Here is a 13,718-nt window from a genome sequence, read left to right on the forward strand (position 1 = left end):
AATAGCGTGAAGGAGAGACAAAAGGCCTTCAACGTTGTCCAAACCAGGCAGTAAAGTCGTTTGCCCTGGCGAAACGCCCTGCGTAACATAATGCATTCTGTTGATATCAGGCTCGATATTTATGACTAAACCGGCGTTTCTCATCACCATTGATACCGAAGGCGACAATCTGTGGCAAAACCACGATCGTATTTCGACCGAAAACACGCGCTTTTTGCCGCGCTTTCAGGCGTTGTGTGAGAAATATGGCTTCAAGCCGGTGTACCTCACCAACTATGAAATGGCGGTAGACGCCGAATATGTCGAGTTTGCTCGCGATGTGATTGCGCGCGGGACGGGGGAAGTAGGGATGCACCTCCACGCCTGGAACAGCCCGCCTCTGACGCCGTTGACCGACGATGACTGGCGGCACAAACCTTATCTGATCGAATACCCGGCCGATCAAATTCGCGCCAAGGTCGATCATATGACCAAGCTGCTGGAAGATGCTTTCCAGACCAAAATGCTCAGCCACCGCGCCGGGCGCTGGGCGTTTAACGAGTACTATGCGGCGTTGTTGCTGGAATACGGCTATCAGGTAGATTGCTCGGTCACGCCGCGCGTCAACTGGCAATATTCGCCGGGCAACCCGCAAGGGAACGGCGGTACCGACTACCGGCACTTCCCGTCACAGGCCTATTTTATCGATCCGGAAAATATCGCCGAAGCGGGTGCTTCAACGCTGCTGGAAGTACCGATGAGCATCCAGTATAAGCATTCGGCGCTGATGAATACGATCAAGCAGGGTTACGATCGGTTGCGCGGCAAGCAGCGTTCGCCGTCGGTAAACTGGCTGCGGCCAAGCGGCGGTAATCTGGAAAAAATGCAGCGGGTGGTTGAGCGCTGTTTGGCGCAGGGGCATGACTACGTTGAATTTATGCTCCACTCTTCCGAGTTTATGCCCGGCGGCAGCCCGACGTTTAAAACCGAGCAGGATATTGAAGTGCTGTACCGTGATTTGGAGCAGCTGTTCGCCTGGCTGCAGCAGCGTACGGTAGGTATGACGCTAGCCGAGTACTATCAACTTAAAGTGAACTGAAATGTCGAAGCAATGGAAAGTAAAGCTGGCGAACGCCTGTCTGCGGCTTTATACGAACCTTGGCAGTAATTTTAAAGATAAAAACACGTTCGACAAAAAACGCGAGTTTGACCGTATCGCCATTTTCTCAACCACCGCGTTGGGCGATTTGATGTTCAATACGCCTGCCATCCGCGCCATACGTGAACGCTATCCTGCAGCAAAAATCACGCTGATCTCCAGCTATAAGAATGGCGGCCTGGTGGGTACCAGCCGCTATTTTGACGACGTCATTTATTGGGATCATAAAGCCAAGGATATGCTCAGCGTTATTTGTCGGCTAAGGAAAAATCGGCCGCAATTGGCGGTGATTCTGCATTCCAAAGCCCCTTATGATGTGATCACTGCGATATTTTCCGGCTGCGAATATCTGTTTAAAGATGCGTATAAAAACGATCTGACCGGTATGGAGCAATGGCTCACCGGTGCCAGCACCCGTGGAAAAGGCCATCTGATTCAGCGCAAGTTGGACCTGGTGGAACAGTTGGGTTGCGATACGCAAAATCGGGAAATGTTTATCCCGGTAGATTTCCCGTTGCAGCAAAAACAGCCAGGCAAGATGGTGATTGGGTTCCAGATGGGCGCGTCCGAACCCTTGCGTTGTTGGCCGGTCAGCCGGTTTGTCGGATTGGCCAAAAAGCTGTTGGCCCGTTCGCCGGATTATCAGATAGCCCTGATTGGCACGCCGAAAGAAAAGGCGATTGAGCATGAGTTTATGGCAGGGCTGACGGCGGAAGAGCAAACCCGGGTTATCAGCCACATTGGTAAAACGACGTTGCCGCAACTGTTGGCGGTGATGAAAAATATGGAGGTGCTGGTTACCGGCGACACCGGGCCGCTGCATCTGGCTATTGCGCTGAAAACCAAAACCGTCAGCCTGTTCGTGACGGCGAATCCGACGCAAACCGGGCCCTATCAGAATACCGAGCTGCATCAGGTGATGTATGTGCCGATCGATACGCAGAACCTCAGTGAAGAACAGCGTCATCAGCCATTGAGCATTATCAGCAGCGAAGAAGTGATGGAAAGAGTGTTGCTAATAGTTGCCGAATAAAAAACGTCGGTTTTATTGATCGCTGCAAGAGAAACGGCTCTCTAAAATAACAGTGCCACCCGAAGAGGTGGCACTGACGATCCGTCAACAGGTCTGTGGTTTCAGTTTGGGCGTGATGGCGACGCCTAAAGTGAACCAGAACAGATACCAGAATTCCGCCGGGTTGCCGATCATGAACATGCCCTGTGAGGAATAGAACAGCAGCATGAAAATGAACAGCGCAGCCTCCAGCCGCATTCCGCTGCGCATGCGGCGCACGGCCAGGGAGCCGCAGTAGCTCAAGACAACCAACAGCAATCCCAACCCGACGATTCCCCCCTTCAGCAATGCGCCCCAGTAAAGGCTGTGCGTGGTGCGAATATGTTCGCCAGAATAGTTGGTGAAATCCAACTCATAATTGAAACCGTAACCAAAATACGGTGCCTGGCTTACCAGTTCGAAGGTGTGCCGCCAGATACTCACCCGCAGGAAACTTTGCACATACATTTCTTCAAAGCGGGAGAGGAGCAGATGCCCGATGGGCGAGAGCAGCACTGCCGCAGCCACGATGGCCAGAGCGATCACAAAGTAAGCCAGGTGCTTCAGCGTAAGCTGCCTGTGGGGTAGCGTCACCAGCAGCGCTATCAGTAATGAAAGCACCGGGCCGCGGCTCTGGGTGAGCAACATGGTACCGAACAGTATCGGGATGGCGAGCAGGATCGCCACGTTCTTTTTTTCGCGAAAAACGATCAGGCTGAGTATCACGCCAATCCCGGCCAACCCCGCCAGATCGATCACATTTTCGGGACCAGGATTGTTTTTCGATACCATGCGGTTAATCAGAATATCTTGGTAATCAAAGCATAATGAGTACAGACACAGGATCGTTAATCCCATGACTATGCTGATCAACAGCAGGTTACGCTGAGGCCCGCTCAGAACGGTGATCAGCATGCCCAGATACAGCAACAGATAAATACTGTGCGTCAGTGTCGACTCGATATTTCCTGGGTCGTCTGTCCACAGGTTACTGCAGGCAAAGTAGAGCAGCATCGCACCAATGAGCGCCAATCCCCAGCGTGTTTCTCTATGGCGGAAGAACGACATCCGCAGATCTTTATCGAGATACAGCGTGATGATGAATAGAATTGCCGAAAGGTGGAACAAATTATTAACTTTGGTAAAACCGCAGAATATGGCGCTGAAAAAGGAAAAAAGTAAAAAAAACAAAACGTATAGCTTTTTCGGGTGAAAAGCATTACTTGAATAATGCATCAGGGTCGGCCTTCTCGAAAATTTCATTGCTGATTGCGCTGGTTACGGAAAGGTTTTTTACGGTGATGTCTTTTGCTTTCATTTGGAAACTGGCATGGCGAAATGATGGCATGACCAGGTCGTCAACTTTGCTCTCCAAATCGGTGGAAAGTTTATTCTCTGCGGCTTCATAAAAACGCGGTTGGTGGAAATTATTCATGTCCAGACCGATGATGAATAACCGCTTGAAGCCGAGGAAAGTAAGGATCTGCAGCGCCCAGTAAATAACGGTGCCGGCATCAAAGATGCCGCTGCGAATATCGTGATTGAACGCGATGTCTTTTCGGCCATCGGCAAAAGCGACGTCGCGATTGTCGCGGTAAGCCGTCCACAGTTCATCATGGGTAATTCTGGGCCGATAAATTTTAAATGCGGCGTCTTCGATCACGGCGAAACGGCACTTCACCCGTTCCAGGGTGAATCTGTCGATGATTTTCGCCACGCCGTGCACCGTGGTGAACAAGGTTAGCCGCTCGTCAGCGATAATACGGCCGATGATTTCCGGTTTCTGGTCGATAAATCCCATATCCACAATGACATAGAATCTAAAGTCGACGCGGTCTTGCAGGGAGTAGGCGCCGTTGACCCCCATCGCAGGCATCGGGGGGAATTTTTCCAGGCAAAGGTTTTTCACTGACGGGCCGGTAGCCGTCAACAGGATGTCGCCGGAAAAATGCCCCTGTAGCGTAGCCAGTTGCGCCATCGGCACCTGTTGTCGTTTGTAGTGCAGCGCGACGATTTCCCCGCTGGCGGCGCGCTTAATCTTTACGTAGGGCCAGAGATTCTCGTTATGCCGAAAGGGTCTGGCATGCGTATAACGATATATTTGCTTGAAAAAAGTTCCCATTACACCGGCATCCTGTCGTGAATCAGCGCCGCGACGTGCTGTGCGGAGATATCCGCCATGCTATTGCCTGACTCTGGTCGGCAGGCATATTGATTTTGCCCATAGCCGCCGATCAACCCCGGATCCGTCGGGCCGAACAGCGTAATGTTAGGCCTGTCGAGCGCCGCGGTCAGGTGGCTGAGACCGGTATCGACCGAGACCACGCCTTTCGCGCCTGCCAGCACCTCGGCGACCTGCTGCAGGCTGAGTTTTGGCAGCACCTCTACGTGCGGGAAGCCTTCCGCCAAACGCAGCGCGCGCAGGCGTTCGTGTTCCGCGCCCCATGGCAATTTGATCTTCAGCCCGCTTGGCGCTATCAGCTCAATCAATTCGCGCCAGTGCGACTCAGGCCAATGTTTCTCATCGCGGGTCGTCGCGTGCAAAAACACCAGGTATTGCCCGGCATCGGCCGGCAGGTGGCTGAGAAAGCGCGCCGCAATGGCGTAATCGCCGTAGCTTTCCGGCTTGTCGTAGCCCAGGCTTTTGGCAAACAGCTCACGGGTGCGCTCTACGGCGTGCTGCTGTTTTTCGATCTCATGACGGTGGTTGTAGAACCAGCTGGCAAAGGGTTCGCGGGCGCTCTTGGCATCCTGGCCGTGCTTGCTGCCTTTGGCGATGCGGGTGATCAAGGCGGCGCTCTTGATTAACCCCTGGGCGTCGATCACCGCGTCGTAGGTGCGCTCCTGCACCAGACGTTTAAAATCGCAACGCTCCTGACGGGTCTCGCTGCCAAACCAGTTTTTGCGCCAGCGGCGGATCGCCACCGGGATCACGCGGTCTACTGCCGGGTGCCAGGTGGGGATCTGGCTGAACCCTTCCTCCACCACCCAATCGAAGCGGATGCCGGGGATCGCCCGCATGGCGTCGGTCAACGCCGGTAGCGTATGGAGCACGTCTCCCATCGAGGAGGTTTTTACAATCAACACCTGCATGCTTACTTATTCCTCGCTGGCGGCAAGTAACGGCGTCAGCGCGTCCAACACCTGCTGTGGCTGAATATCGATCAGGCTCTGATGGTAACCCTGATCGGCATCGCCTTTGCGTATCTTATGGTAACCACGGATTTTGCGGATCACTTTGGCCTTATCGGACAGCGGCGGCGTGAAATCCGGGCTGCTTGGCCCGTACAAGGCTATCAGCGGCTTATTCAAGGCCGCTGCAACGTGCATCAGGCCTGAGTCGTTGCTGACCACGGCCTGGCAGGACGCCAGCAGGATCACGGCCTGTTCCAGCTGGGTTTCCCCAGCCAGATTCATGCAAAATCCTCGGGCGTCGTCATCCAGCGCCGCGCGGATTTGTTCGCCCGCTTCGTGATCCTTGGCGGAGCCGAACAGGGCGATTTGATAACCCTGGTCGATCAGCATCTGGGCCAACCGGGCGTAGTGGTAGTGCGGCCAGCGTTTGGCCGGGCCAAATTCGGCCCCCGGGCAGAAACCGATAATCGGCCGATGATCGGTCAGGTTGAAGGCCGCGGTGGTTTCGGCAATTTCTTCGTCGCTTACCTGCAACTGCGGCCACAGCAACGGCTGCGGCAGATCTTCGGCGCGCCGAATGCGTTGCTTGTCATAAGCCAGCGCCACATAGCGTTGTACCATCAGCGGAAAGGCCGCCTTGTCCAGCACCCGGAGATCATTGAGCAGGCCGTAGCGCATTTCGCCACGCCAACCGGTACGCTGCGGCACCTGAGCAAAGAACGGCACCAACGCGGATTTGAACGAGTTGGGCAGCACGTAAGCGCGATCGTAGCCGTTGGCGCGCAGTGCGCGCCCCAGACGCCGGCGTTCACCGAGCGCCAGCGCGCCGTGGCCTAACGGCATCGACAGAGCCTGATTGACCTCCGGCATACGCGCCAGCAACGGACGGCACCAGGCGGGCGCCATCACGTCAATTTCCGCTGTCGGGTGCTCGGCCTTCAGGGTGCGGTAGAGACTTTGCGACATCATCATATCGCCAACCCACGAAGGGCCGATAACCAGTATTTTCATACCCTGAACGATTTCCTTCAGCTTAAGCGGTGCGGTTCAACCAGGCCATGTACTCTTTCACGCCTTCGGCGACCGTTTTGAACGGCGCGTCATAGCCGGCAGCGCGCAGCTTGGTCAGGTCGGCTTGGGTAAACGCCTGGTAGCGGCCTTTGAGTTTTTCCGGGAACGGGATATTTTCCACCGCGCCTTTCTGGTGGAAATCGACGACTGCGTTGGCTACCGCCTGGAAGGTTTCTGCACGGCCGGTGCCGCAGTTGAAGATGCCGGACACGCCGCTTTTCCAGAACCACAGGTTTACCGCCGCCACGTCGCCGACGTAGATAAAGTCACGCTTGAAGTCCTGGCTGCCGTCGAACAGTTTCGGGTTCTCTCCGCGGTTGATCTGGCTATTCAGGTGGAATGCAACGCTGGCCATGCTGCCTTTGTGGCTTTCGCGTGGGCCATAAACGTTGAAGTAACGGAAGCCGCAGATCTGTGAATCCGCCTCAGGCAGAATTTCACGCACGTACTGATCGAACAGGAATTTGGAGTAACCGTACACATTCAGCGGCTCTTCAAACTGGCGCTCTTCGATAAATTCTTCACGGCCGCCGTAGGTGGCTGCCGATGAGGCGTACAGGAACGGGATTTCGCGATCCAGACAATAATGCAGCAGGTCTTTGGAGTACTGATAGTTGTTGTCCATCATGTACTTGCCATCCCACTCGGTGGTGGAGGAACAGGCACCTTCATGGAACACCGCGTCGATTTCACCCAGATCGTCGCCGGCCACGATGTTGGCGATAAAATCTTCTTTATCGATATAGTCGGCGATATCCAGATCGACCAGGTTGGCAAATTTGGTGCCGTCTTTCAGGTTATCTACCACCAGGATATCGCGATACCCTGTGTCATTCAGCGCCTTAATGATATTGCTGCCGATCATGCCGGCGCCACCAGTAACGATAATCATTGGGTTACCCCTATTATTCTGCCCGGTGGGACAGGGTGCCCCACGCTCAATGCCGCTTATAATAGCATTTCATGCCGCCGCAAACATCGGACGGGCTCCGAATATCCCGCGATGTCGAGCATCAAAGCACTTTGCCGTGATATCTGCTGCAATTTTCATATTCTCTCCTGTGTATTGTCGTCAGTTTGGTTACAAATCAGTAAAATATGTGGAAAACAGACCCATCCTGGAGATAACCGAATGTCCGCGTCTTTTTATCAGCAGTTGGAACAACAGCTTGCAACCGCCCGTAGCGAAGGGTTGTTCAAGGAAGAGCGCATTATCACCACCGCTCAGCAGGCTGATATCGCCGTTGCCGACGGCCGCCATGTGATCAATTTCTGCGCCAACAACTACCTTGGCCTGGCCAACCATCCGGCGATGATCGCGGCGGCCAAGGCCGGTATGGACAGCCACGGTTTCGGCATGGCGTCGGTGCGCTTTATTTGCGGCACCCAGGACAGCCATAAGCAGCTGGAGCGGAAATTGGCCGATTTTCTCGGTATGGAAGACGCCATCCTGTATTCCTCTTGCTTCGATGCCAACGGCGGGTTGTTCGAAACGCTGCTTGGGCCGGAAGACGCGATTATCTCCGACACGTTGAACCACGCGTCGATCATCGATGGCGTACGTTTGTGCAAGGCGAAGCGTTACCGCTATGCCAATAACGACATGAACGAGCTGGCCGCACAGCTGAAACAGGCCAAGGCCGATGGCGCGCGCCACATCATGATTGCTACCGACGGCGTGTTCTCCATGGACGGCGTGATCGCCAACCTGAAAGGGGTATGCGACCTGGCGGACCAGTATCAGGCGCTGGTGATGGTGGATGATTCTCATGCGGTAGGTTTCGTTGGCGCCAATGGGCGTGGCACCCATGAGTATTGTGACGTGATGGGCCGCGTCGACATCATTACCGGCACCCTGGGCAAAGCGCTGGGCGGCGCTTCCGGCGGTTATACTGCGGCGAAAAAAGAGGTGGTGGAGTGGTTGCGCCAGCGTTCGCGGCCTTATCTGTTCTCCAACTCGCTGGCGCCGGCGATTGTCGCCGCTTCGATCAAAGTGCTGGAACTGCTGGAGCAGGGCGATGCGCTGCGCGATCGTCTGTGGGCCAATGCGAGCCTGTTCCGTGAAAAAATGACCGCGGCGGGCTTTGAGCTGGCCGGGGCCGATCACGCCATCATCCCGGTGATGTTGGGTGAAGCAAAGCTGGCGCAGGAGTTCGCCAACGCGTTGCTCAAGGAAGGCATTTATGTGACCGGTTTCTTCTATCCGGTGGTGCCGAAAGGCCAGGCACGCATCCGTACCCAGATGTCTGCTGACCACACCCCGGAGCAAATTGAACGTGCGGTCGCGGCGTTCATTCGTATCGGTAAGGATCTTGGCGTTATTGCATAAGGTAAAACCATGAAAGCATTGTCAAAACTGAAAGCGGAAGAAGGGATTTGGATGACCGATGTGCCTGCTCCTGAGCTGGGCCATAACGACATCATGATTAAAATCCGTAAAACCGCGATCTGCGGTACCGATGTTCATATTTATAACTGGGATGACTGGTCGCAGAAAACCATTCCGGTACCTATGGTGGTCGGCCACGAGTACGTGGGCGAAGTGGTCGCCATTGGCCAGGAAGTTAAAGGGTTTAACGTCGGTGACCGCGTTTCCGGCGAAGGCCACATCACTTGCGGCCACTGCCGTAACTGCCGTGGCGGCCGCACTCATCTGTGCCGCAACACCATTGGCGTGGGCGTGAACCGCCCGGGCTCCTTTGCTGAATATCTGGTGATCCCGGCGTTTAACGCTTTCAAGATCCCGGACAATATTTCCGATGAACTGGCGTCAATCTTCGACCCGTTCGGCAATGCGGTGCATACGGCGCTGTCGTTCGATCTGGTTGGCGAAGACGTGTTGGTTTCCGGCGCCGGCCCGATAGGTATTATGGCCGCGGCGGTGTGTAAGCACGTTGGTGCCCGCCACGTGGTGATCACCGACGTGAACGAATACCGGCTGGAACTGGCGCGTAAAATGGGCGTGACCCGTGCGGTGAACGTCAGCAAAGAAAACCTGAACGACGTGATGGCCGAACTGGGCATGACCGAAGGGTTCGACGTGGGGCTGGAAATGTCCGGTGCGCCGCCGGCGTTCCGTACGCTGCTGAATGCCATGAACCACGGCGGGCGCATCGCCATGCTGGGCATTCCACCGTCGGATATGTCGATCGACTGGAATCAGGTGATCTTCAAAGGGCTGTTTATCAAAGGGATTTATGGCCGTGAGATGTTCGAGACCTGGTATAAGATGGCGGCGCTGATCCAGTCTGGTCTGGATCTGACGCCTATCATTACCCACCGTTTCTCGATCGATGAGTTCCAGCAGGGCTTTGACGCCATGCGCTCCGGACAGTCCGGAAAAGTGGTGTTGAGCTGGGATTGACAGTAAAAAGGGCCGGAAAATTCCGGCCCTGATTTTATGCTTTCGGTTTGTCTGGCGCCGAGCCGACCCAGCGATGCCACTGACGCTTGATAAACTCTGCCGCCGGCGACTGTGCCACGCTTTCGCCGATCACGCTTATCGCCTTGCCTGCGTTGACTTTTTCCTTCGGCAATTTGACCTTGCACTGCTTGATACCGCCGGTGAACGGGTTCTTCGGCTGCGGTTTCTGCGGCTTGACCGGAGGTGGAACATAACTGCCGCCGCCGCTGTTGCCCTGCGGTTCATTCAGCAGCGAACTGGGTTTCACCAGCACGATATCGGCCGGTAACGTCGGCAGCATTTGCTGCAGCACCTTCACCGTTGCCGGGCGTGGGTGGCCAATCGCGATGGCGGAACCGTTGCGCCGCGCCAATTCGACCGCACGGTTGAACTGGCGGCGAATATCGGCCTCGTTGGCCGTATCGTCCAGGAATACCTTGCGTTTGATGACCTTCACTCCGGTACCTGCGGCGGCGCGCGTGGCCTGGCTATTGCCGATGGTCATGCTATCGAGAAAATACAAACGGTAGCTTTCGAGCGCCAGCATGACTTTCTGCATGCCCGGCAGGCTAGAGGTCATGGCGCTGCCCATGTGGTTGTTCATCCCCACCGCGTAAGGCACGTTATTCACCGCATTGCGCATGATGCGCTGGATCTCTTCGCTGCTCATGGAAGGTTGCAGCGTATCGCGCTCCAATGGCTGTTTGCTGAGCGGCGCCATAGGCATATGGATTAGCACTTCCCGGCCCTGGCTGTGAGCGCGGGTGGCCATTAAACGGGCGTGGGGGGCATTGGGCAGCACGGCAACGGAGATCGCCGTCGGCATTTGCAGCACGGCGTCTTCCTCGTGCGGGCGATAGCCTACATCATCGATAACGATGGATAACTTCCCTGCCTGCGCGGCGCAAACCTGCAACAGACAGCCAATCAATACGACAGTACGGGTTTTGATATAACGCAAATCTATCTTCCCAACCACGGTAGTGGGTTAACCGCCTGGCCCTGACGACGGATTTCGAAATAAAGCGACGGCGTTCCCTGACCCCCGCTGGTACCTACCAAGGCTATCGGCTGACCGGCGCGGACCTGCGCCCCGACGTTGACCAACGCGCTCTGGTTGTAGCCATACAGGCTCATGTCACCCTTTCCGTGCTCGATCACTACCACCAGACCGTAGCCTTGCAGCCAGTCGGCCAGCAATACGCGACCGTCGGCTATGGCTTTCACTTCGCTGCCTTCGGCGGCCGAGATCACCATGCCTTTCCAGCGCAATTCACCTTGCAACTGTTCACCGAAGTTGTGCAAGGTACGGCCACGAACCGGCCATATCGCCTGCCCGCCCGGTCTGCCGAGGCCGCCGGTACGGGCCATCAGCGATCGGTCGGCTTCGCTAGGTTTGTAGCTGGTGCCGGTTTTCTTCGCCTGCTGTTCTTTGGCGCGCACTTGCTCACGCACCTTGGCGGCTTCACGCGCTTCGCGTTCGGCACGGGCGCGGGCCTCGCGTTCAGCACGGGCAATTTTATCGCGCATGCGGGTTTCGTTCTGACGCAGTTCCACCAGCCGCTGCTGATCTTTTTCCAGCGAGGCTTCCAGTGCGGTCAGCGTTTGCTTACGTGCGCCACGCGCTTGCTCCAGCTTCTGTTGTTGCGTCTGCTGTTCGCCCAGCAACGATTTCTGTTGACCCTGTTTGGTCACCAGCGTGGTTTTTTGCTTTGCCAGCTCGGCGCGGGTTTGCTTCAGCTCTTCGATGGTTTGCTGACGCGCCTCGTTCAGATAGCCGAAGTAAGCCAGAATACGCTCGCTGCGTTGGCTCTCCTCACCGCTGAGGATCAGTTGCACTGCGCTGTGTTGCCCTTGGCGGAAAGCGGCGTCGAGCTGTTTGGCGAGGATCTCTTGCTGAGTGGACTGCTGCTTTTGCAGCTTGGCGATGGAAGCATTCAGGCCGGAAATGTCTTTCCCCAGTTGGCCCAATGTGCTCTGGGTTTCACGCAGCAGGCGGCTGGCCTGCGCGATGGTTTTTTCCTGCTGTTTAAGCTGATCCTGCAATGAACTGCGTTGTTGCTGCTGCTGTTTAACCGCCTTCTCTTTTTCGGCGATGCTTTGCTGGATATCTTTGAGCTGGGATTTGTTGTCTTCCGCCGCCTGTCCGGCTAACGGCAACAGCAAGACGCCAGCGTAAAATACGCTGGCGCACATGGTGGTCAACTTCCTTGGCGCGGTGCGTTCAGGCAGCGGCTGGCTGCCTGCGTTTGCGCTTCGGGTTACCCTTGATAGTGCAAAAAACGCCTTCTCCCTCATGGAGAAGGATTATTCCACGATGAACAGCGGCTTACCAGTCATCTCTTTCGGGATTTCCATTCCCATCAGTGCCAGCATGGTTGGCGCGATGTCGGAAAGCTTGCCGCCGCTGACCGCGTGAGCAGGCTTACCGATGTAAATCAGCGGCACCGGCAGGCTGGTGTGGGCGGTATGCGCCTGGCCGGTGGCCGGATCGCGCATTTGTTCGGCGTTGCCGTGATCGGCGGTGATCAACAGTTGCCCGTCGACGGCCTTAACGGCCTCCACGACCTGCGCGATGCAACTATCGAGGGTTTCCACCGCTTTCACCGCCGCGTCATAGACGCCGGTATGGCCCACCATGTCGCCGTTCGGATAGTTGCAGATAATGGCGTCGTATTTGCCGCTGCTGATGGCACTCAGCAGTTTGTCGGTCAGCTCGGCCGAACTCATTTCCGGTTGCAGATCGTAGGTGGCGACCTTCGGCGAGTTGACCAGCACGCGTTCTTCGCCTTTGAACGGTTCTTCCACCCCGCCGTTATAGAAGAAAGTGACGTGCGCGTATTTTTCGGTTTCCGAGATGCGCAACTGGGTTTTGTCGTGCTTCATCAGCCATTCGCCGAAGGTGTTGCTCAACGACGCCGGCGGATAGGCGCAAGGGGTTTTGATGTCGGCGGCGTATTCGGTCAGCATCACGAAATCACCGAAGTTCACCACCCTGGCGCGGGGGAATCCGTCGAAATCGGCATTCACGAAGGCGCGCACGATCTGGCGCGCGCGATCGGCGCGGAAGTTCATGAAAATCAGCGCGTCGCCATCCTGCAGAGCGGCAGAGGCTTCACCGGCGGCCTGGAGCACGGTCGGTTTCACGAACTCGTCGTTTTCGCCACGCTCGTAAGCGGCCTGCAGAGCGGCAACGGCGTTATCGGTCACGTAGTCGCCCTGAGCCTGAGTCAGCAGATCATAAGCCAGTTGGACGCGGTCCCAGCGGTTGTCGCGGTCCATGGCGTAATAGCGGCCAATCAGCGAGGCGATGCGCCCGGCCCCCAGTTTGGCGAAGGCGTCGCTAACGCGCTGCAGCGAGTTTTCTGCGCTGCGTGGCGGGGTGTCTCGGCCGTCCAGGAAGGCGTGCAGGTACACGGCTTTCGCGCCGCGTTGAGCGGCCAGTTCAATCATGGCCAAAATATGGTCTTCGTGGCTGTGCACGCCGCCCGGCGACAGCAGGCCCATGATATGCACCGCTTTGCCCGCCTGTACGGCCTTGTCGACCGCCGCCGTCAGCGTCGGGTTGGCGAAAAAGTCGCCGTCTTTGATTTCTTTGTCCAGTCGGGTCAAATCCTGATAAACGATGCGCCCGGCACCCAGGTTGACGTGGCCGACCTCCGAGTTGCCCATCTGGCCGTCAGGCAAGCCCACGTCCAGACCGGAAGCGGCAATCAGGGTATGCGGCTGCCGTTGCCACAGGCGATCCATCACCGGCGTTTTGGCGTTCAGAATGGCATTGTCCTGCTGTTCCTCCCGGTGGCCGTAGCCGTCCAGGATCACCAGCACCATCGGCTTTTTGTTACTCGACATTGCATTAACCTCGTTATGAACTTTTAAGATGTGAATAGCCATCGGCCCGCCGCCGGAGTGATGGCTAT

At 56.3% G+C, this 13,718-nt stretch carries 12 protein-coding genes; 4 read left to right on the plus strand and 8 right to left on the minus strand.

Going from position 1 to position 13,718, the window contains the following annotated elements; translation table 11 throughout:
• Positions 1 to 121: 121 nt before the first annotated feature.
• A complete protein-coding gene (locus JK621_RS16835; RefSeq protein WP_126486074.1) occupies positions 122 to 1,078 on the plus strand; it encodes a polysaccharide deacetylase family protein in 957 nt (318 codons plus the stop codon).
• Between the two features lies 1 nt (position 1,079).
• Positions 1,080 to 2,171: a glycosyltransferase family 9 protein gene (locus tag JK621_RS16840; RefSeq protein WP_212556922.1), complete on the plus strand. Its 1,092-nt coding sequence runs from the start codon at positions 1,080 to 1,082 to the stop codon at positions 2,169 to 2,171.
• An 84-nt stretch (positions 2,172 to 2,255) separates the two neighbouring features.
• Here JK621_RS16840 and JK621_RS16845 read toward each other — a convergent pair whose 3' ends face one another.
• From JK621_RS16845 to rfaD, 5 genes are all read right to left on the minus strand, one after another.
• Entirely contained in the window at positions 2,256 to 3,317 is a 1,062-nt protein-coding gene (locus JK621_RS16845; protein ID WP_349305365.1) for an O-antigen ligase family protein, read from the minus strand.
• Between the two features lie 91 nt (positions 3,318 to 3,408).
• Positions 3,409 to 4,311 carry a sugar glycosyltransferase gene (locus JK621_RS16850; protein WP_212556924.1) on the minus strand — a complete coding sequence of 301 codons (903 nt, stop codon included), beginning with the start codon at positions 4,309 to 4,311 and terminating at the stop codon, positions 3,409 to 3,411.
• Entirely contained in the window at positions 4,311 to 5,282 is a 972-nt protein-coding gene (rfaC, locus tag JK621_RS16855) for a lipopolysaccharide heptosyltransferase RfaC (RefSeq protein WP_212556925.1), read from the minus strand. The genes JK621_RS16850 and rfaC overlap by 1 nt, the downstream gene beginning before the upstream one ends.
• Positions 5,283 to 5,288: 6 nt before the next feature.
• Positions 5,289 to 6,335, minus strand: a complete 1,047-nt coding sequence (gene rfaF, locus JK621_RS16860; RefSeq protein WP_212556926.1) for an ADP-heptose--LPS heptosyltransferase RfaF — start codon at positions 6,333 to 6,335, stop codon at positions 5,289 to 5,291.
• A gap of 22 nt (positions 6,336 to 6,357) precedes the next feature.
• Complete coding sequence (gene rfaD / locus JK621_RS16865) at positions 6,358 to 7,287, minus strand: ADP-glyceromanno-heptose 6-epimerase (protein ID WP_212556927.1); 930 nt, start codon at positions 7,285 to 7,287, stop codon at positions 6,358 to 6,360.
• A gap of 240 nt (positions 7,288 to 7,527) precedes the next feature.
• On the opposite strand from rfaD, the gene kbl reads away from it, so the two are divergent.
• Together kbl and tdh are read left to right on the plus strand one after the other, a co-directional pair.
• On the plus strand, positions 7,528 to 8,724 hold the full coding sequence (gene kbl, locus JK621_RS16870; protein WP_004953277.1) for a glycine C-acetyltransferase: 1,197 nt from the start codon (positions 7,528 to 7,530) through the stop codon (positions 8,722 to 8,724).
• A 9-nt stretch (positions 8,725 to 8,733) separates the two neighbouring features.
• Positions 8,734 to 9,759, plus strand: coding sequence for an L-threonine 3-dehydrogenase (tdh, locus tag JK621_RS16875; RefSeq protein ID WP_212556928.1), 1,026 nt, complete (start codon positions 8,734 to 8,736; stop codon positions 9,757 to 9,759).
• A 34-nt stretch (positions 9,760 to 9,793) separates the two neighbouring features.
• On the opposite strand, the gene JK621_RS16880 is transcribed toward tdh, so the two are convergent.
• From JK621_RS16880 to gpmM, 3 genes are read right to left on the minus strand one after another with little or no spacing between them, the layout of a single operon-like run.
• Entirely contained in the window at positions 9,794 to 10,759 is a 966-nt protein-coding gene (locus tag JK621_RS16880; RefSeq protein WP_212556929.1) for a divergent polysaccharide deacetylase family protein, read from the minus strand.
• A gap of 2 nt (positions 10,760 to 10,761) precedes the next feature.
• Positions 10,762 to 12,096, minus strand: coding sequence for a murein hydrolase activator EnvC (gene envC, locus JK621_RS16885; RefSeq protein WP_212556930.1), 1,335 nt, complete (start codon positions 12,094 to 12,096; stop codon positions 10,762 to 10,764).
• 9 nt (positions 12,097 to 12,105) lie between these two features.
• Positions 12,106 to 13,650 carry a 2,3-bisphosphoglycerate-independent phosphoglycerate mutase gene (gene gpmM / locus JK621_RS16890; RefSeq protein WP_212556931.1) on the minus strand — a complete coding sequence of 515 codons (1,545 nt, stop codon included), beginning with the start codon at positions 13,648 to 13,650 and terminating at the stop codon, positions 12,106 to 12,108.
• Positions 13,651 to 13,718 lie beyond the last annotated feature (68 nt).

This window comes from Serratia plymuthica (genome assembly GCF_018336935.1).
Taxonomy (GTDB): domain Bacteria; phylum Pseudomonadota; class Gammaproteobacteria; order Enterobacterales; family Enterobacteriaceae; genus Serratia; species Serratia plymuthica_B.